The sequence below is a fragment of the Prochlorococcus sp. MIT2309 genome, assembly GCF_059772305.1.
The window spans coordinates 681,472-700,853 of record NZ_CM186282.1 but is presented as its reverse complement, the minus strand read 5'-3'; the positions used below and the strand labels follow the sequence as shown (position 1 = coordinate 700,853).

General features: G+C 35.6%; 16 protein-coding genes and 1 tRNA gene. 4 read left to right on the top strand and 13 right to left on the bottom strand.

Annotation, left to right across the window (positions count from 1 at the left end; translation table 11 throughout):
- Positions 1-15: 15 nt before the first annotated feature.
- Positions 16-1,038, bottom strand: a complete 1,023-nt coding sequence (locus AC6EJA_RS03935) for an NAD-dependent epimerase (RefSeq protein ID WP_498503304.1) — start codon at positions 1,036-1,038, stop codon at positions 16-18.
- A 351-nt stretch (positions 1,039-1,389) separates the two neighbouring features.
- On the opposite strand from AC6EJA_RS03935, the gene AC6EJA_RS03930 reads away from it, so the two are divergent.
- Together AC6EJA_RS03930 and AC6EJA_RS03925 are read left to right on the top strand one after the other, a co-directional pair.
- Positions 1,390-2,502, top strand: a complete 1,113-nt coding sequence (locus AC6EJA_RS03930) for a polysaccharide biosynthesis/export family protein (protein ID WP_498503303.1) — start codon at positions 1,390-1,392, stop codon at positions 2,500-2,502.
- A 7-nt stretch (positions 2,503-2,509) separates the two neighbouring features.
- Positions 2,510-4,138 carry a GumC family protein gene (locus AC6EJA_RS03925; protein ID WP_498503302.1) on the top strand — a complete coding sequence of 543 codons (1,629 nt, stop codon included), beginning with the start codon at positions 2,510-2,512 and terminating at the stop codon, positions 4,136-4,138.
- Here the strand turns inward: AC6EJA_RS03925 and AC6EJA_RS03920 are convergent.
- From AC6EJA_RS03920 to AC6EJA_RS03905, 4 genes are all read right to left on the bottom strand, one after another.
- The gene (locus tag AC6EJA_RS03920) at positions 4,135-6,009 is read right to left on the bottom strand and encodes a hypothetical protein (RefSeq protein WP_498503301.1); all 1,875 of its coding nucleotides are present in this window, start codon (positions 6,007-6,009) and stop codon (positions 4,135-4,137) included. The two genes, AC6EJA_RS03925 and AC6EJA_RS03920, sit on opposite strands and share 4 nt — an antisense overlap.
- A 2-nt stretch (positions 6,010-6,011) precedes the next feature.
- Positions 6,012-7,028: a GDP-L-fucose synthase family protein gene (locus AC6EJA_RS03915; RefSeq protein ID WP_498503300.1), complete on the bottom strand. Its 1,017-nt coding sequence runs from the start codon at positions 7,026-7,028 to the stop codon at positions 6,012-6,014.
- 4 nt (positions 7,029-7,032) lie between these two features.
- Positions 7,033-8,166: a GDP-mannose 4,6-dehydratase gene (gmd, locus tag AC6EJA_RS03910; protein WP_498503298.1), complete on the bottom strand. Its 1,134-nt coding sequence runs from the start codon at positions 8,164-8,166 to the stop codon at positions 7,033-7,035.
- A gap of 204 nt (positions 8,167-8,370) precedes the next feature.
- A tRNA-Arg gene (locus tag AC6EJA_RS03905) sits at positions 8,371-8,444 on the bottom strand.
- Between the two features lie 100 nt (positions 8,445-8,544).
- On the opposite strand from AC6EJA_RS03905, the gene AC6EJA_RS03900 reads away from it, so the two are divergent.
- Positions 8,545-9,267 carry a hypothetical protein gene (locus tag AC6EJA_RS03900; protein WP_498503296.1) on the top strand — a complete coding sequence of 241 codons (723 nt, stop codon included), beginning with the start codon at positions 8,545-8,547 and terminating at the stop codon, positions 9,265-9,267.
- Positions 9,268-9,299: 32 nt separating this feature from the next.
- Here the strand turns inward: AC6EJA_RS03900 and AC6EJA_RS03895 are convergent, their stop codons facing one another.
- Positions 9,300-9,521: a hypothetical protein gene (locus tag AC6EJA_RS03895; protein ID WP_498503295.1), complete on the bottom strand. Its 222-nt coding sequence runs from the start codon at positions 9,519-9,521 to the stop codon at positions 9,300-9,302.
- Positions 9,522-9,550: 29 nt separating this feature from the next.
- A complete protein-coding gene (gene rsmI / locus AC6EJA_RS03890) occupies positions 9,551-10,432 on the bottom strand; it encodes a 16S rRNA (cytidine(1402)-2'-O)-methyltransferase (protein WP_498503294.1) in 882 nt (293 codons plus the stop codon).
- On the opposite strand from rsmI, the gene AC6EJA_RS03885 reads away from it, so the two are divergent.
- The gene (locus tag AC6EJA_RS03885; protein ID WP_498503293.1) at positions 10,431-11,342 is read left to right on the top strand and encodes a 3'(2'),5'-bisphosphate nucleotidase CysQ; all 912 of its coding nucleotides are present in this window, start codon (positions 10,431-10,433) and stop codon (positions 11,340-11,342) included. The two genes, rsmI and AC6EJA_RS03885, sit on opposite strands and share 2 nt — an antisense overlap.
- Positions 11,343-11,355: 13 nt before the next feature.
- Here AC6EJA_RS03885 and AC6EJA_RS03880 read toward each other — a convergent pair whose 3' ends face one another.
- The 6 genes from AC6EJA_RS03880 to yidC form a co-directional block, all read right to left on the bottom strand.
- Complete coding sequence (locus AC6EJA_RS03880; RefSeq protein ID WP_498503292.1) at positions 11,356-13,527, bottom strand: polyribonucleotide nucleotidyltransferase; 2,172 nt, start codon at positions 13,525-13,527, stop codon at positions 11,356-11,358.
- A 177-nt stretch (positions 13,528-13,704) separates the two neighbouring features.
- Positions 13,705-14,007 carry a 30S ribosomal protein S14 gene (gene rpsN / locus AC6EJA_RS03875; protein ID WP_498503291.1) on the bottom strand — a complete coding sequence of 101 codons (303 nt, stop codon included), beginning with the start codon at positions 14,005-14,007 and terminating at the stop codon, positions 13,705-13,707.
- 155 nt (positions 14,008-14,162) lie between these two features.
- Positions 14,163-15,239: a M50 family metallopeptidase gene (locus AC6EJA_RS03870; RefSeq protein ID WP_498503290.1), complete on the bottom strand. Its 1,077-nt coding sequence runs from the start codon at positions 15,237-15,239 to the stop codon at positions 14,163-14,165.
- Positions 15,240-15,252: 13 nt separating this feature from the next.
- Positions 15,253-16,530: a serine--tRNA ligase gene (gene serS, locus AC6EJA_RS03865; RefSeq protein ID WP_498503289.1), complete on the bottom strand. Its 1,278-nt coding sequence runs from the start codon at positions 16,528-16,530 to the stop codon at positions 15,253-15,255.
- An 83-nt stretch (positions 16,531-16,613) separates the two neighbouring features.
- Entirely contained in the window at positions 16,614-18,101 is a 1,488-nt protein-coding gene (locus tag AC6EJA_RS03860; RefSeq protein WP_498503288.1) for a Ycf46 family AAA ATPase, read from the bottom strand.
- 95 nt (positions 18,102-18,196) lie between these two features.
- Positions 18,197-19,342 (bottom strand): membrane protein insertase YidC, encoded by a 1,146-nt coding sequence (gene yidC, locus AC6EJA_RS03855; protein ID WP_498503287.1) that lies wholly within the window; start codon positions 19,340-19,342, stop codon positions 18,197-18,199.
- Between the last annotated feature and the right edge of the window lie 40 nt (positions 19,343-19,382).

The window sequence follows — 19,382 nt, the reverse complement described above, 5'->3', positions numbered from 1 at the left end:
ATTTCTTGTGAAGGCTCAGATTCCATAAAATGCTCGATACCAACTAACAAAATTGCTTACTCCAGCTTCAATTGTTGTGCTGGGTTTAAAACCTACCCAACTTTCTAATTTAGAAACATCTGCTTCAGTTGAAGGAACATCTCCGGGTTGTATCGGTTTGAAGTTTTTAATAGCTTTTCTTTGAAGGGTATTTTCAATTGCAGCAATATATTTCATAAGAGATGTTGGATTAGAATTACCAATATTAAATATTCTGTGAGGAGCCCAACTGCTAGAGGGATCTGGGCTTTGGAAATTGAATGATTTATTTTCAGAAGGAGGCTTCTTTATAACTCTAGCCAAGCTTTCCACTACATCATCTACATAAGTAAAGTCTCTTGACATGTTGCCGTTGTTATATACATCTATTGGTTCTCCTTTTAAAATAGCCTCAGTAAATAAAAACAGTGCCATATCAGGTCTTCCCCATGGACCATAAACTGTAAAAAACCTAAGACCTGTTGCAGGAAGACCATATAGATGACTATAAGTATGAGCCATTAATTCATTGGCTTTTTTGGTTGCCGCGTAGAGGCTCACAGGGTGGTCAACTCCTTGCTTTTCTGAAAAAGGCAGGTTTTTATTTCCTCCATAAACTGAACTACTACTTGCATAAATTAAATGGCGAACATTGAAGTGTCTACAGGCCTCAAGAATATTCCCAAAACCTACTAAATTTGATTGTATATATGAAGATGGGTTTTGAATTGAATAGCGCACTCCCGCTTGTGCCGCTAAATTTACCACTTGTTGTGGGTGATGTTTTTCAAATAAGGAATTCACCTTTTTATTGTCTTCGATAGAGCCCTTCTCGAAAGAGAATGGAGCGGAATTTTTCGCTGAGATTTTCCTGAGTTCTTCTAATCTAGATTCCTTTAGATTAGTGTCATAGTAATCATTAATATTGTCATATCCAATAACGTGTATACCCTTTTTTAAGAGGTAACTACTCAAATGAAACCCGATAAAACCTGCTGCACCTGTTATTAGTATTGCCACGTACTTTCAAAAATATAAAAAATCATATATTAAAAATTGTATAATTGCAACTATTATATTTCAGTTATATATAAATAAATAATTTAAAAGACTTAAATGCTTGATGAATAATATTAATTTGTCTCAGTTAGGAGATATAGATGTGAAATAATTTGAATTTATTGATCTAGAGGCGCATTAATTTTTTATTGTATATGACGATATAAATCCCGTCACAGGAAGGCGATTGCCTTATGATTGGTATTATAGTATACTAAAAAAATACCAGTCATAATTTTGTTGGAAATACTTTTCAGGAAAAATAAGTTTTTATTGATAAAAGCTTTAGCTTTAAGTTTTTTGCTGACTCCATTGTCTCTTGCGCAAGATTTAAAATTAAAAACTAATGATATTTCAGTTAAGAATAATGATAATTTATTAGATGATAAAATAATACAAAGTGAATATATTATTGGACCCGGGGATAATATCCAACTAGAGATTTATGATCTACCTGAATTAAGTGGAGTCTTTGATGTCGGTCCAGACGGAAATGTTTACTTGTCTGAAGTAGGAAGCGTCAAGTTAGAGGGACTTACTGTTAACGAGGCTAGCGAAAAGTTGTATTTGGAATTTTCAGAATATGTAAAGAAACCAAAATTGGATCTCAGAGTTGTAACTTACAGGCCTGTCAAAGTTTACGTGACTGGAGAGGTTGTAAGGCCAGGTTATTATTTTTTATCAGGAGTAAAGCAAGCCCCCCGTACTGATGTTGGCGTAATAGATGAAACATTAACTCCAGGGAGTGTATTCATATCGCCTGAATATCAAGTATCTCAAAAAATTCGCGATGAGTATAAAGCTAATAATTTTCCAACTGTTTTTGATGCCATAAAGATTTCACGGGGAATAACACCTTTTTCCGATCTTTCGAAAATAAGTTTAATGAGGAAAGCCTCTAAATCATTAGGTGGAGGATATATCAAAACAAATCTAAATTTTCTACCTATGATGATAGAAGGAAATCAATCACAAAATATAAGAGTTCTTGATGGAGATATCATAAAACTTTCTAGAAGCAACAACATGATTGTTGAACAAATGCTTATGGCGCGAAATAGTAATATAAATCCAGACTTTGTAGATGTTTTTGTAAGTGGGGAAGTCGAAATACTTGGGAAAGTACAAGTTCCTAATGGATCAACATTAAATCAGGCAATAGCTATGTCAGGAGGTAAAAAAATATTTAGTGGAAAAATAGAATTTATAAGATTTGAAAAGGATGGTACTGCAAAGAGAAGAGTTTTTGAGTACGATCCAAATGCAAAAGCTGGAATTTATCGAAATCCTGTTTTGATGGCAGGTGATATAGTTAATGTAAAAAGATCTGCAATTGGCTATAGCACTGAAGCTATTGGAACAATCACTAAGCCCATTCTTGGTATTTACACATTATTCAATATCGTAGAAGATATTGCAAATTAAATTAAATATGAAAAAAAACACCTCTTCGAATCAAAATAAGTCATTTAACTCTAATGAAAATGATGATGATATTGACATTAAAGAAATAGTAAGTTCTCTCATTAGAAATAAATATTTAGTTGTTACTATTACTTCTATATTTACAGCTATAGGTTTTACCTCTGCCTTAACAAGAAAACCAGTGTGGGAAGGTAACTTCCAGATTGTCATCAAAGATAAATCCTCTGCTGGAGCCGGATCTTCTTCTTTAGCAAATCAGCTCACTAATGTTTCAAGCTTTACACTTGGAGGTGGGACATCAAAAACGGTTTTACAAACAGAAATAAGAATTCTTGAAAGCCCATATGTATTAAAGCCTGTTTATGATTTTGTAAAATTAGAAAAGAAAAATAGAGGTTACGATACCACAAATTGGACTTTTTATGGCTGGAGATCGGGGAGTCTAAATATAGAACTATTGACTGATTCAACTGTGTTAAATCTTTCTTACAGAGATACAGATAAAAGTCTAATACTTCCAGTTATTGATAAAATTTCTCAAACTTATCAGAAATACTCTGGATCAGATAGGGAAAGAGGTATTGCACAGGGCATAAATTATCTTGAAGATCAAATTTTTGATTTAGATATTAAATCTAAGAATTCTCTTGCTGATTTACAAGCATTTTCACTAGAGCATGGTTTGGGAAATGAGGATGGGTTGCCTGTTCTTGATCCATCACTATCGCAGCAAAATCTAAATAATCTAGATCAGTTCCTCGCAAATAAATTTCCTTTTAAAATAAATCAATTTTCTAATTTTGATACTCTTGGTAAATCAACTCAAACGATGAATAGATATTCAGATCAATTTGAAAGACTATCCAAGCTTGAGTCGACCTTGGCTGAAAAATCTGCTCTTTTAAAACCTAATTCAAAGATAATACGCTCTTTAAAAAGTCAAATTGAATCATTAAAGTCCTCATTAAGTAGACCAAAAGAAATACTTTTAAAATATCGAGAATTAAAAAATACCGCACTAAGAGATGAACAATCATTAGCAACTCTACAATCTAATTTAGGGCAGTTAAAACTTGAGCAAGCTAGACAAACAGATCCTTGGGAATTGATTTCAAATCCTACCTTGCTAGATTATCCTGTTGCACCAAAGAAAAAACGTTTAGTAATAATCTATTTTTCTTTAGGTCTTCTTTTTAGTGGAATCTCTTCAATAGTTAAAGACAAAATATCAGGCAGGATATATAAAATAGATGATTTAAAAGAGAAAATACCTTTTAAATTATTAAAAACTCTTCCATCTAACAAGACTGCGATGTGGGGAGATTCTGTCAACCTTTTGCTTTCTCAGTTTGAAGATATTAAAGATAATGATGGAATAGCAGTTATTCCCATTGGAAGCCTAATTGACGACGATAGAACTTTAGTATTTACTAAATCACTTAAAGAAAGTATTAAAAATATAGATTTAAAGATTTCAAATAATCTAAATGAAGTTAAAGGTTGTTCTTACAAGATACTATTATTTTCTCCTGGATGTTGTACTTATAATCAGTTAAGTTATATTTTAGAAGATTGTGAATCTCAGCAAAAATCAATAATCGGTTGGATTTTATTTGATCCTGATCTAAATATTTAAAATACAGTTCCTAAATTCACACCGAAAATCTGAGAATCTGATTTAAAAAATTGCCCTGTATCCATAAAACTAAGGCTATTAGTGCTATATAAATCTATATATTTGCCCTTTTTTTTAGATAATCTTATTGCCAATGTATAATTATTTATACCTTCATTTACGGCGATATTTGTTTCTGGAATAACCGTAATTAAATTATTTATTTTCCAATGAATGCTTCCGCCAATTGATTGAGGATTACCTATTGCGCTCCAGGCAAACTTTGGATTTAAATTAAATACAAGGTTATTATTGATCCTATATGAACTTATAATTTCACTAAAGATCCAACCAGTGCCCTTAACTCTTCCTGCGCTTAGCCGCAACCCCCCTGAAAATAAATCTCCTTTTCTCTGGTCAAGGAATGTCGCTGTTCCTCCTGCTCTAAAGTTCATTTTGCCTGGGTTGTTGTAATTTATTCCCAAAGAATTGAAGGGGTCTGCATTTTGATTAACTTTACTAAGAGAAAAATCAAAATTAAATAAATCACTAGCACCAAAATCTATTCTGCTAAACCAGCTACCCTTAGCACTATTACTTAATCTAAATCTTCTATTGCCTTCTTCAATAGTGCCTGGAACTGCAACACTTAACCCTGGCATGGCAATGTTAGTTTCTATATTTTTATAAATAGCTCTTGGAATTTTAAATTTTCTAGGTGTGTAAATTAATTTTCCAGAATATAATAAATCATTTCCACTTGGTATAGTCAATATGCTAGTGCTTGGAGAGCTGCCAAAACCATTTGTAATAGAACCTTCGAAGGTTATGCTTGGGTCAAGAGAGTAATTGAAACCTGAGGTAAATATTGTTTTCTTAGAATAAATCAAATCTTTATCAAAGCTATTATTTCCATCGCCAAACGGCACGTAGAAAGAACTAAAAGTATTTATGTTATTTATAGGTTGAAATTTGATTCCAAATCCTAATCCATAGTTTGTCTTAAAAAACTCACCCTCCCCTGAGCTGTTACCTTGTGATTTTGGAAGAATGGTGACTCTTGGAGTAAATGTTGCTTCAACCTTTTTAGATAGATACCACGTAAAGGGAGTCGCTAGCATTCCTACTGTGTTACTATTAAATACAGGATTTAAACTAGAATTAAATATATTATTCGACTCCGATTTGCAGTTATATAAGTTACAACCACCACTTTTTACATCCCATTTTTCTACTGAAGAAACTATTGCCATATTCATATTTTCTGTACTTTTATATTTCCATTTAATTGAAGCTCCATAACTAATCCATCTGTTTCCTGGTTGAATATCTTTATTAGTTATTCTATTATTTAGTGGATCATCACTATGAGTATAGAATCCACTTAAATTTAAATTATTTTTAAGTCCATAGTCTATATTGATATTATAATTTTGATTGCCAGTTCCCTCAGCATATCCTCTTTCAATTGCAGATATTTGTTGAAAGGAGAATCTCGCAGAACCCTCATTTATTGTTAATGCTGTAGGAACTGAATTGCCGAGAGTCAACATTGTAAAATTAATTTGTTTTTTATAAGCAATATCTCTACCTGATAAATCATTATTTATATTTATTGTCTCTTTAAATGTTTTTCTGATTTTGTAATTCTCCTTTTTTTCTATATTATCAATCAATTCCCACTTAATATTATTTTTACGTTCAATAATTTGATCTTGATTTATTTTTTCCCAAATAATTGTTTTTGATTTATGTTGGATTGACTCTTTTAAATTTTTATCATCATTATTATATATTCTGGTTTTTAATTTTTGCTCACTATCAACCTCTGCTAGTAATGATGCAAGAGGCGTGAATATTAATATAGCTGAAGGTATAAATCTTTTATTCATTATTAGGTCCTAATTTTGTTATCCTTACACTCTTTTTTGTAATTCTTGATTGTATCTTTAATACCTTCTTCAAAATTTATTTTTGGTTCCCAACCAAGCATTTTAATCTTTTCAATATTTAACTGTTTTTTTGGGGTGCCGTCGGGTTTGCTTTTATCCCAAATTATCTCTCCTTTAAAACCAGTCTCGAAAGCAATTTTTTTTGCGAGATCTTTTATCGAAATGTCTTGCCCAGTTCCTACATTAAGATAAATAAGGTTTTCCCCATTAGCTTTTTTAGGTGCATCTTCTGATGAAGGGTGCCAACTCTCAAGACTGAAAATAGCTGCTTCGGCAAGATCTTCGACATGAAGAAATTCTCTTAAAGGTTTTCCACTGCCCCAGCATCTGACTGAGTTGGCTTCTGTTTTGGCGGCTTCAGAAAATTTTCTTATAAGTGAAGGTAGAACATGACTTTGAGTGGAATGATAATTATCTCCAGGTCCGTATAAGTTTGTAGGCATAAGGCATATTGCATCAAAACCATATTGAATTCTAAGTGCCTCGCAAAGTTTTATTCCTGATATCTTCGCAATAGCATACGACTCATTTGTTGGCTCTAATAAACCATCCATCAGAGATTCTTCCATTATTGGTTGTTTGCAGAATTTGGGATAGATGCAACTGCTGCCAAGAAAAAGTAATCTTTTAACATTGTGCAACCAAGAGCTCTCAATAACATTGATTTGTAATTTGATGTTTTCAAGTAAAAAATCTACGGGAAATGAATTGTTGGCAAGTATTCCACCAACTTTTGCTGCGGCAAGGATTACCACATCGGGTTTATGCTCTGCAAACCAATTATTAACTTGTTTTTGATTAAGAAGATCCAGTTCGGATCTTGCTGGAGTCAGTAATTTACCACCAAGAATTTTGTTGCCATAGCCTTTTTCTAACAACTTTTGTTTGATAGCTTTCCCCACCATCCCATTGGCACCGGCTATAAAAATTTTGTCTCTTATTGAGATTTTATTTTTCATCCTATTAATTCAAAGTATTTGATGGTGGTGATTCCATTGAGCCCTTTACTTTGAAGCCTTGCTTCTTAAGATGAGCTTCCTTTAAGGCTTCCTCTTTATCAAAAAGTATCATCTCTTGAATCATTTCCTCTAGGGAAATCTTTGGCTCCCAGCCAAGCTTCTTTTTTGCTTTTTGTGGATTACCCAAAAGTTGATCAACTTCTGTTGGCCTGAAATATCTTGGATCAACTTTTACCACTATTTGACCAGTGTCAGCTCTTCTTCCAATCTCTTCTGTTTTCTCTCCTTCCCAAATAATCGATGGTAAGTCTTTACTCTTATTCCAGTTAAGAGCTTTAGCACTCAACTCAATAAATTTTCTAACTGTCTCCATTCGCCCAGTTGCAATTACAAAATCCTCAGGTTCATTTTGCTGCAACATTAGCCATTGCATCTCTACATAATCTTTTGCATGCCCCCAATCTCTTCTTGAATCTAAATTTCCCATAAATAAACAAGATTCAAGTCCGGTGTCTATTCTTGCTAATCCTCTAGTGATTTTTCTTGTGACGAACGTTTCACCTCTTCTAGGACTTTCGTGATTAAAAAGAATCCCATTACACGCAAAAAGACCATAGGCCTCTCGGTAGTTGATTGTTATCCAGTAGGCGTATAGTTTTGCGGCAGCATAGGGACTTCTTGGATAAAAAGGTGTTGTTTCACTTTGAGGTGTTTCTTGAATAAGTCCATATAACTCGCTTGTGCTTGCTTGATATATTTTTGTTTTTTGAATTAAACCAGAAATCTTCACCGCTTCCAAAATCCTCAAAGTCCCTAGTGCGTCGCAATTGGCCGTGTATTCAGGAGTTTCGAAACTTACTGCGACGTGACTTTGAGCACCTAAATTGTAAATCTCATCGGGTTTTACCTGTTGAATTATCCGAATTAGATTTGTACTGTCAGTTAAATCTCCATAATGAAGCGTTAAGTTGGGATCGTTTTCGTGGGGGTCTTGATAGAGGTGGTCAATTCTTGTTGTATTAAAACTACTTGAACGTCTTTTAATACCATGTACTTCATAGTTTTTTTTTAAAAGAAGCTCTGCTAGATAACTACCATCTTGACCGGTTATTCCTGTTATTAAAGCTTTTTTTTTCATTATTTTATTAGAATTATATGGATTTGTTTTTGTATACTATCCTAGTAAAAAAAAGGTTTTTCTTTAATCTCTATAAACTTTAATCTAAGCATGCTTAAAATAAATTAAGTGTAAATTTTACATTATAAAAGGCGGTTTTTCTAAACATCCAGAACTTTCATCGGATTTCGAAATGGCATCGTAATATCTTGATTTAATGTTAGACGCTCCCTGCAGGATTCGAACCTGCGGCCCACTGCTTAGAAGGCAGTTGCTCTATCCAGCTGAGCTAAGGGAGCATTTAGTCAATTTACGTAATAGACCCAGAAAAGACTAGTCTTAATAAGAGTTAGATTTACTAAATTGGCAAGGAGGCTGACCGAAAACCAAAAGCTAAAAATGGTAGAGGGCTTTCGATTAGGAAGTTCCTCAACAGATTTAGCCAGAGAGTTTGGTTGTAGTAGTAATACCATAAACAGGATTGTTAAATCAATCCTTAGCAAAGAGGAATATCAGGAAGTTAAAAGATTACGAAAAAAAGAGAAAGTTGAAAAAGCTGATGAAACTGTTAAAGCATCTTCACATTCATCAGTTAAAAAGAATAATGAGCAAGTCTTGGTAGATCCAAATTTTGAGAAAATCAATGGTCAGAAAAATATTATTGATACAGTTGTAATCAAATCTAAAGATAGTGATTTAAGCACAATTAATGAGCAATCTCAATTAACCTCAAACGTAGAAAATGATAGTAATGTATTTAAAGAGGTCGCTCCTTTAGTAACAGATTTTGGTTTTGAGGATAATCCTCAGAAGGTTATTTCTAAATCTCTTGATGATATTAATTTCCCACAGATATTGTTCATGATAGTAAATCAGAAAGTTGAATTAGAACCAAAGTTACTGGGAGATTTCCCCGAATGGAGTTTTTTGCCAGATGATGAGAAAAGTAGAAATGCTATCTCGTTGTTCGATAATCAAAGAGCAGCTAAAAGAAATTGTTTAAGAGGACAAAAAGTAGTTAAGATACCCAATTCAAATGTATTAAATATTACTTCAAATTATATAGTAATGAAGGGTATTACAAGAATTGTTTTTGATGATATTTTGATAACTTTAGATTGATCAGGAAAATTAATCAGTAAAAAAATCACTTATTAATCATCTTTCATTGAAATGGCAGCATAGCTACCGCCACTTATTACCCCTAAGCATATAGATATACCAACAATAAATCCATTTGGAAAAGGCGCGGTTTTATTTAAACCTATATTTATTTGATATCTATTATTTATATTTTGTGATCCTAAGCATAATACTGCCAGAAGAACTGCTGAACTGGTTATGCTGAAAAAAAGTAATCTAATTTTGTAGATCATATAATAGGTATGATTTATTATGGTAAATACTATAAGTCAGAATTAATGTTCTGGTGTATTAGATTGTAAAGTAATCTTTTGGAGTAGTCATTTTCTTTCGCCACTTTTTTTATTGCTTCACTTGTTCTTATTCCCTTTGATATTAGTTCGAGAATCTCATCTTTCATTTCTAAATCACTCTTAACTTCAGAATTATGCTTTATCTTTCCTGAGATGATTATTGTGAATTCACCCTGTGGTTTTTTTTCGTTGAAATGTTCAATTGCTTCTGCAATTGTTAATGATAAATGTTCCTCATAACGCTTAGTTAGTTCTCTGGCTAAGTGAATAAGACGTCCTTTCTCACAAAAAGAGGATAATTCTTCAAGAAGCCTTACAAGTCTGTGAGGTGATTCATACAAAATAATTGTTCTCTCTTCATGAGAAATTTGTTCAAGAATCTTTTTTCTTTCATTTGTTTTGATTGGAAGAAAACCTTCGAAGCAAAATCTCTTTGTGCTCATTCCACTTGCCACTAAAGCTGTTATTGCGGCACATGGTCCTGGTATACAAATAACCTCAAATCCAGCTTTTTTAGTAGCTATTACTAATTCCTCTCCAGGATCAGATATCCCAGGTAAACCCGCATCACTTATTAGGGCAATACTTTTTCCTTGTTCTAAAAACTCTAGTAACTCAGGAATTCTTGTTTGAGTATTGTGTTGATGAAAACTCAATAGTTTGCTAAATACGCCAATTTTCTTTGTAAGTTTGTAACTTCTTCGGGTATCTTCACATGCAATGACAGAGACTTTTTTAAGTAATTCAGCCGCTCTTGATGATAAATCACCAAGATTTCCAATGGGAGTCCCTACTAAATAGAGCACACCTGAATCTGGTTCAATTCGATTTTTTAAATTCTCAACCTTCATGAAAAATACATCGCTACAAACAGAGCTGCCTGATACCGTTAATCTCGAGGATCTGTTAAGCAGATTGAGAATTCTCAGTTGGGAGTCTGCGGATATATTGAAGGCTTATGCAAGAGGTAACAAGCCCCCACACGGTCTATCTTCTGCTTTGGATATAAAAGAGGGAAAGGAGGGACCTGTTACGGCCGCAGATCTTGCTGTTAGTTGTTGGTTGCTTGATGGATTAAAAAAGGCATTCCCAAATGCAGAATGGTCAATGATCAGTGAGGAGACAGCTAAAAATAATGATCAAAAAATACTGCAAAATAAGTCTGATTGGATCTGGATTCTTGATCCTCTTGATGGAACAAGAGATTTTATAAATGGATCTGGAGATTATGCAATTCATCTTGCTTTGATTTATAAGCATTATCCTGTTTTGGGAGTGATTGTTATTCCTGAAATTGACGAACTTTGGTTTGGAATAAGTGGAATTGGTTCTTGGAGAGAGGATAGAAAAGCCAAACGATTCCCCCCAACATTTAAGAAGCTTGATTCGATTAAAGATATTGTTTTGGTTGCAAGCAAAACCCATAGGGAAAAAAAACTAGAAAAAATTATTGACAAACTTGAAATTAGAAGTGAAAAAGCTGTTGGAAGCGTTGGATGCAAAATAGCCAACATTTTAAGAGGTGAAAGTGATTTTTATATATCAATATCAGGCAAAACATCTCCAAAAGATTGGGATCTTGCGGCACCAGATGTAGTAATAAGCTCTGCAGGTGGAAAATTTACCCGCTCAGATGATTCCAGATTGACCTATAACAAAGGAGATTTCAATCAAAAAGGTTGTCTAATAGCTAGTAGCGGAGTTATGCACAACAAGGTTAGTGCAAAGATCCGAGAAATAATTGAAGATATTGATTGTTAGAGAGGTTTATGAATTAATTCAAATTTAAAGGAGCAACGGGAGTAGGGGTTGGTTCTTGATAGGACATTCCTCCATTTTGTGGAACTCCCCTGAGAGTTAAATTTATTCGACCTCGGTTATCAATCTCTCTTACTCTCACAGTTACTTGATCTCCAACTTTCACGACATCTTCAACCTTTTCGACTCTTGCCTCGGAAAGTTGAGAGATATGAATCATTCCTTCCTTACCCGGGAGAATTTCAACAAAAGCTCCAATAGGAATGATTCTTGTTATTGCCCCTGAGAAAATTTCTCCTTCATGAACTTTTCTGGTTAAACCTTCAATAATCTTTTGAGCTTCTTCCGCTGCAGCTCCATCATGAGATGCAATAGTAACTATTCCTCCATCTTCAATGTCTATTTTTGTGTTAGTTCTCTCAGTTATTCCTTTGATAGTTCTACCACCAGGTCCAATTACTGTACCAATGAGTTCAGGATCGATTCTAAAACTAAGAAGTCTTGGTGCATGAGGAGAAAGCGCCTCTTTGGGTTGGCTTATTACCTCATTCATTTTTTCAAGTATGTGAATTCGAGCTGGTCGAGCTTGATTAATTGCTTCGGAAATAATTTTTAATGGTAAACCATTAATTTTCATATCCATTTGAAGAGCAGTTATTCCTTTGTCTGTACCAGCAACTTTGAAGTCCATATCACCTAGGAAATCCTCTATCCCCTGAATGTCAGTGAGGATTTTTACTTCTTTACCTTCTTTTATAAGACCCATTGCAGCTCCACTCACTGGAGCTTTAAGAGGAACTCCTGCATCCATGAGGGCCATTGTGCTTCCACATACTGAACCCATGGATGTTGATCCGTTGGAACTCAAAACTTCACTAACAACCCTTAAGACATAGGGGAAAGTATCTTTTGCAGGTAAAACCGGAATTAAAGCTCTCTCTGCGAGTGCACCATGCCCAATCTCCCTTCTGCCAGGGGTTCTCATTGGTCTTGTTTCTCCAACAGAGTATGGAGGGAAGTTGTAATGGTGAATGTATGTTTTATCAGTGCTTGGATTAAGATCATCCATTTCTTGGGCATCACTAGGTGTTCCAAGAGTTGCTGTTGAGAGAACTTGAGTTAGTCCCCTTTGGAATAAAGCAGAGCCATGAACTCGGTTAGGTAAAACTCCAGAAGCAGCCTCAATTTTTCTAACTTCATCCAAAGCCCGTCCATCAACTCTTTTACCATCTTTGACAATTTGTTCACGCATTAATTTTTTTGTAAGCCCCTTAAAGCTATTTCCAAGAATTTTTGGATTTAATGCGATTGATTTATTTACGGCATGATCTTCTTTTAAAGCCTCAATTTTTTCTGTTGCGCTTGATTTAATTTCTTCAAGTTTGGCATCTCGTGAGTCCTTAGAAAGATCAAAATCTTTGAGAATTTCTTGAATTGATTTTGTACAATTTTTTTCTAGATATTTAGAGACAGTATCGTCCTGTTCAGGCTCTTTAATATCAATTTTTTCTACATTAGATTCTTTAATTACCTCCTCCTGAGCTTTAATTAATTCACCGACAGCTTCCATCCCAAAGTCTATTGCTTCGATAATGTCTTGTTCACTTAATTGATTGGCTCCTGCTTCGACCATGATTACACCTTCGGGTGAGCCTGCTACAACTAAATCCAAATCACCTCTCTCAATTTCTCTAAAACTTGGGTTAAGTACAAAATCATCACCAAGTAAACCCACTCTTACAGCTGCCATAGGCCCCGCAAAAGGAATCCCAGCTAATGATGTCGCGAGAGATGCGCCTGTAACTGCCAAAACATCAGAAGGTACCCTTTCATCAAGAGATAGGCAAGTGGCAACAATTTGAATTTCCTCTCTCATCCAATGAGGGAAAAGAGGCCTCATTGGACGATCGATAAGTCTTGAAATAAGAGTTGCTCTCTCGGGGGGTCTGCCCTCTCTCCGCATAAAGCTTCCAGGTATTCTTCCTGCTGCGTAGAGTCTTTCTTCATAATCACAAATGAGAGGGAGAAAATCACCACCTTCTCTTCCTTGATTATGAGTTGAAGTCACGAGAACGGCTGTATCCCCGCATTCAATTAAAACTGATCCACCTGCTTGTGGAGCGTAACGTCCTGTTGTAAGGCGTATTTCTCGACCGTCGAATGAGATCGTCTTTGTCTGACCTTGCACGAGAGCTTATGTATTTTTTTCTATTTACATTGTCGCACTTAATAGGGACTTAAGTGAGCAAAAACCTGAATTAAAGTTTTTTTCTATTAATTTTTGTTTGTGAAAACATAATTAATATGAGCAGATTTTCTTTGGATCTTTTACTACCTCTCAGTAATAACAGGGTATCTCAAGGTTTTACCAACTTGACTTGACAACTCCAGGAAGCTCACCTCTATGAGCTCGTGATCTTAATTGATTCCTACAAAGGCCGAAATCTCTGTAAACACCTCTAGGCTTACCAGTCGCCCAACAGCGGTTTCTTATCCTGTTCGGAGCGCTGTTACGTGGTAAAGCTTGAATCTTGCGATGAATCTCTAATCTTTCCATGGGGTCTTTTGCGGCGTTAAATGCCTCCAAAAGGGCCTTACGTTTTGTTGAATAACGCTCTACTAGCTTCTTACGCTTTACATCTCTAGCAATCATGGACTTTTTGGCCATATCTGAAGTGAAAAATTCTTTATCGTCATATCTTAACTCCTCGACTAAAAACTTTCTAATAAAGAAGGGTTTAGATAGTGAATAAAAATAATTACTGGAATCAATTTTTTCAGAAACTAAAAAAATTTGTTGCTATTTTTATTGCCTTGGAAGTTTTATTTGCTAATTATTTGTTGAAAAAAGCTGAGTTGGGTTGTGTCTCTAATAATCAAGACAATGCTAAGTCCAACTAAAAGAAGAAATCCTGATTGCATGAAAGCCATTTGAATTTTTTCAGGCACAGGCTTACCTCTGACTCCTTCAATTAAAAGCAAAGAAAGCTGACCTCCATCAAGCAAAGGAAGCGGCAAGGAATTGAGAACAGCTAAATTGATCGAGACCAGTGCAGCAAAAAGATATAAACCATTACTACCCTTTTGTGAAAGTTGAGCACCAATTTCTATTATTTTTACAGGTCCACTCATTTGCTTTGCCGTCGAATTAAAGTCTGTAAAAAGGCCCTTATAACCTTTAATTGTTCTTGTAAGTATGTCGAAGAATTGTTTTCCTGACTGATCTATCAATTCTCCAATTGATTCGGCTTTTCTAATTTCTCCAGAGATATTTTGCTGTAGCTGCGCACCTATTCTTCCATTTCCACCACTAAGGGTAGGAGTAACTTTGACTGTTTCATATGAATTACCTCTTAATCTTTCAAAAATAATTTCTTTATTGGGTGATTCTTGTATTTTGTTGACTAAATCTCCTACCGCTTCGGCTCCTTTCCCTAGTTTTATTCCATTGACAGCTGTGATTTGATCTCCAGCAATTAGTCCAGATTGATCAGCAGCTTCCGATTCTTTAACGGCAACTACCACAACTCCTACATCAGGTTGGCTAGGGAGTCCAACAAAAGTTGCTTGGCTAAAAAGCACTAACCACGCAAGTAATAAATTAGCGATAACACCTGCAGAGATAACTAATGCTCTTTGAGGTATTGGCCGGTTTCTCATTAAATTTGGATCATCTAGGGGTATATCGCTCTCATCATCTGGAAAAGATACAAAACCACCCAACGGCAATGCTCTTATTGAGTATGTAATTCCCTTAAATTCTTTTTTTATTAAAGCAGGACCAAATCCTATTGAAAATCCATTCACCCGAATTCCCTGAAGGGTTGCAGCTAAAAAATGTCCTGCCTCATGAAAAAAAATAAGGAAACCCAATACAAATATTGATGTCAGAACGTTCATTTAGATTTTGGAATTAAACCAGGGTTAATTTTTCTTTGCCGAAATAAGGTACGAGGGCCTCAGGGAGACTCACACTTCCATCGGATTGTTGCCCATTTTCTAGTATTGCAGCCATAGTGCGACCAATAGCTAAAGCACTACCATTTAATGTGTGTACTAGCTTAGTGCCTTTCTCTGATTTTGTTCTGATTGATGATCTCCTTGATTGGAAATCACCGCAAATGCTACAGCTTGATATTTCTCTATATTTTTTTGCTCCAGGGAGCCATACCTCCAGGTCATAAGTTCTCTTAGCCGAAAAGCCTAGATCACCAGTGCATAAATCCATAACTCTGTATGGCAATTGGAGTTTTTTAAGAACATCCTCAGCATCTGATGTTATTGACTCATGAGCATCCTGAGACTTTTCGGGATCACAGAACCAATACAGTTCAACTTTGTTGAATTGATGCAATCTTATTAAACCCTTAGTGTCTCTTCCATAACTACCTGCTTCCCTGCGAAAACAAGGACTGTAAGCAACATATTTCAAAGGAAGATTCTCGAAAGGGACTATTTCATCACGATGAAAAGATGTAATTGGTACCTCTGACGTGGGCGATAACCAAAGATCATCTTGACTACAGCGAAAACTTTCATCGGCAAATTTTGGAAGCTGACCTGATCCTGTGAGACTCTCAGTATTTATTAAAACTGGAGGCAAAATTTCCTTGTACCCATTCTTAACATGAATATCAATCATGAAATTGATTAATGCTCTCTCAAGTCTTGCCCCCTGATTAAGAAGAGTAATAAATCTACTTTTAGCTATGCGGGTTGATCTTTCGAAGTCAATTAATTTCAATTCACTTGCAATTATCCAATGCTCCTTAAGCTCATCACTTGATCGTGGTGTACCCCATTTCCTAATTTCTTTGTTTTTTGACTCATCCTCTCCCGTAGGACAATTCTTAGAGGGAATATTAGGTAGATTAAGAACCTGATCTCTTATTTCAGCAGAGATAGATCTTTGTTTCTCATCAAGCTCAGCAACTTTTTTTTTGATTTTATTTCCCTCTTCCCTTAGCTTCATAATCTCTGGTGAGTTTGGTGCTACGCCATCTTTTATTTTGAGCCCTACTTTTTTGCCAATAGAATTGCTCTGTGCTTGCAAAGTCGAGCGTTGATTCTCAACTTCCTTAAGTTTTTGAGCTTGTAACTGTAGAGAATAGAGGTTCACCTTTAAACCTCTTTTGATCAATCCCTCCTCAATAAGATGAGGGTTGTCTCTTATTAATCGCAGGTCTAGCACAAATCTTTAATGGATCATTAACTAAGCCTATATCGTTGGACATTCGAATTTTTAATTAATCAGAAAAAATTTTCCAGTTATGGTTAGCTTTGAAAGCTTATTGAGATAGATGCAGGCCTCGCCCTTCCTGTTGATGCCCATTGTTTGAGTGATTCAAGTTGTTCTTTAGCGGTTCTTGATAAAGGAACTAGATTTGATGCTGCGAGTATTAAGTCATTTTCTTGGAGTTCTCTTTTTTCTGAAAAAGCAAAATGCATTCCTTCAATAATTACTTGTTCAAGTTCTGCACCTGAAAAACCTTGAGTTCGATCAACTACAGATTGAAGGGGTATGTCGAGAAAAGGGCGCCGATGTTTTACGTGGAGATCTAAAATACTCATCCTTTCGTGAGTAGTAGGTAAATCAAGTAGAAAAATTTCATCAAATCTTCCTTTTCGTAAAAGTTCAGGTGGTAATTTTTCAACACCATTTGCCGTTGCAATAACAAAAACCGCAGATTTCTTTTCAGCCATCCAAGTGAGAATGTTTGCTAGCACCCTTTGACTAGTTCCCCCATCACTTCTGGAGTCGCTGCCAAAAGCTTTATCAATTTCATCAATCCAAAGTATGCAGGGTGACATAGCTTCAGCCCTTTGGATTGTTTCTCTAGTCCTGGCTTCACTGGCACCGACTAATCCAGCGAAAAGTCTTCCTACATCAAGTCTTAGTAAAGGCATTGACCAGCTATCTGCAATCGCTTTTGCTATTAGTGATTTTCCTGTACCTTGAGGCCCAAGTAATAAAACCCCTTTTGGAAGAGGTAAACCGAATTCTTTTGCTTCATCAGAAAATGCTGCAAAACGTTGACCAAGCCACTTTTTAAGTGCATCTAGCCCCCCAATATCTTCCTCAGTTGCAGTTGTCTCGCAGTATTCAAGTACTTCACTGCGAGCAATGTTTTGTCGTTTTTCCTCCAATACTTCAGCAAGATCTTCTTTCCCCATTTTTCCTCTTTTTGCTAGAGCTCTTGCAGCAACTTGCCTTACTCTTGATTCGGTTAGACCACTGCATGCTCTAGTTAATTCATTTAAAACCTCTGTCTCAAGTGAATTACCACTGGCATCTGCAATATTTCTAAGTAATGTTTTTAGCTCTGCTTGTCTTGGTAAAGGCATATCGATAATTGTAAGAGCATCATCAAGGTCAATTGGAGGAGACCAATCACTTGAGCAAATAACAATGTTATGAGGAGTTCTCCGAAGTTCTGTCGACAAATTTTTCAACATTCTCAGAATGCCTGGATCCTCACAAAACTTGTGAAAATCTTTTAAGAGCAGTGTGGTGGGGGATTCGTTGTCAATGTTTTGGAGCCATTGAAGAACCAACATTGGTTGTTTTGCTCCTATTCCATCAAAGTTAATAAGACCTTTAAGGCCTTTGATGTAGTCCCAAATCCCAAGACGCCTTGGACTTAAACGCTTGGCTGAATTCTCTAATAATTCCTCTACTCTTGCCTCTTCTGTACTACGAATATATATCAACGGTGTTCTAGCCCTGATAAGAAGATCAATATTCTGTTCCAACTTTTTCATCAAAAGAATTCTATAACTCGAACAACAATAAAAGAATTTTTAAAAGTTAATCATCTATTAAATAAGTTAATGATTAATTTTTGCTATTGGTCATATCATTTTTTGCTTTTTGGTTCAAAAGGCAGTCTGTCAACTTCGCTAGAAATTCCACCTGTGGCAAGAACTGTTTTTGAATTTTGTGAAAGTTGATCATCAAGTATTTTTTGTAAGTTTTCGGGAAGTGCTTCTTTGCTTAAAAGAAATGTCTGAAGTGCTTGGAAAATATTTGCAATGACCATGTATAGCAAAACACCAGCTGGTAAAGGGAAAAATAAGAACATGCCAGTAATCATTATTGGTGTAATTTTGTTTGCTGTTGACTGTTGGGGATTAGCTGGCATCCCCTGACTTGAGAGGGTTTGAGATAGCAACAAAGTGAGACCAAAACCACCTACGAGTATGGCAATGTCCCAATTAATAGATCCATTTACATAAAAACCAACTTGGCCAAGGGCTTTTATGAAAAGAAATCCGCTTTTAGCAGCAAGTCCTGGTATTTTTGCTTCTATCGTTGCATCTCCTGGTGCGATTGCTGATACTTGTCCGCTTGATGAAACTTTTACAAGGTTTTCCCCCTTAGTAACTCTCCAATTGGCTTCGAAATTGCTCCCGTCTTCATATCGTGAAAGCGCCTTTGAATAGCTCTCCCCGTTGGGTGTTTGGAGGCTTATGTTCACTGAATCTCCTGTTCCAATTTTAGTTCCCCCAGGTAATGAGGCTATTACTGGAAAATGATCTTTTTCAGTAACAAAAATGGAATGCTTGGCAGTTTTGAATGGTTTTGGTTCTATGGCAGCAATTTGCTCGGCGGGAAGGATTTTTAAGTTTACGAGATATGGCACATCGGCAAAAGGTGATCCTCTCAATGTTGCAAATAAGGCAAATAAGATTGGCATTTGAACCAATAACGGAAGACAGCCAGCAAGAGGACTTCCGAATTCGCTCATAAGTTTGCCGAGTTCTTCTTGTTGTTTTTGAGGATTATTAGCGTATCTGCTTTTTATTTCAGCCTGCCGCTTTTGCATTACAGGTTGCGCGATTTTCATCCTTCTGGCACTTCTGATGGAACCAGCGCTGAGAGGGAAAAGAGCAAGCCTTATGACAATTGTTAGGGCAACAATGGCTAAACCATAACTCGGGACCAATCCGTAGAAAAAATCCAGAATTGGTAAAAGTAAGTTGTCTGAGATGTATCCAATCACAGTTTTTTAGTAGGCAATGAAGACTTCGTATAAATAGCAA

Excerpts from the sequence above, each read along its gene's own strand:
- AC6EJA_RS03925 (WP_498503302.1), top strand. The coding sequence starts at position 2,510 with ATGAAAAAAAACACCTCTTCGAATCAAAATAAGTCATTTAACTCTAAT.
- AC6EJA_RS03920 (WP_498503301.1), bottom strand. The coding sequence starts at position 6,009 with ATGAATAAAAGATTTATACCTTCAGCTATATTAATATTCACGCCTCTT.
- AC6EJA_RS03915 (WP_498503300.1), bottom strand. The coding sequence starts at position 7,028 with ATGAAAAATAAAATCTCAATAAGAGACAAAATTTTTATAGCCGGTGCC.
- gmd (WP_498503298.1), bottom strand. The coding sequence starts at position 8,166 with ATGAAAAAAAAAGCTTTAATAACAGGAATAACCGGTCAAGATGGTAGT.
- AC6EJA_RS03900 (WP_498503296.1), top strand. The coding sequence starts at position 8,545 with ATGGTAGAGGGCTTTCGATTAGGAAGTTCCTCAACAGATTTAGCCAGA.
- AC6EJA_RS03895 (WP_498503295.1), bottom strand. The coding sequence starts at position 9,521 with ATGATCTACAAAATTAGATTACTTTTTTTCAGCATAACCAGTTCAGCA.
- AC6EJA_RS03885 (WP_498503293.1), top strand. The coding sequence starts at position 10,431 with ATGAAAAATACATCGCTACAAACAGAGCTGCCTGATACCGTTAATCTC.
- rsmI (WP_498503294.1), bottom strand. The coding sequence starts at position 10,432 with ATGAAGGTTGAGAATTTAAAAAATCGAATTGAACCAGATTCAGGTGTG.
- rpsN (WP_498503291.1), bottom strand. The coding sequence starts at position 14,007 with ATGGCCAAAAAGTCCATGATTGCTAGAGATGTAAAGCGTAAGAAGCTA.
- AC6EJA_RS03870 (WP_498503290.1), bottom strand. The coding sequence starts at position 15,239 with ATGAACGTTCTGACATCAATATTTGTATTGGGTTTCCTTATTTTTTTT.
- AC6EJA_RS03860 (WP_498503288.1), bottom strand. The coding sequence starts at position 18,101 with ATGAAAAAGTTGGAACAGAATATTGATCTTCTTATCAGGGCTAGAACA.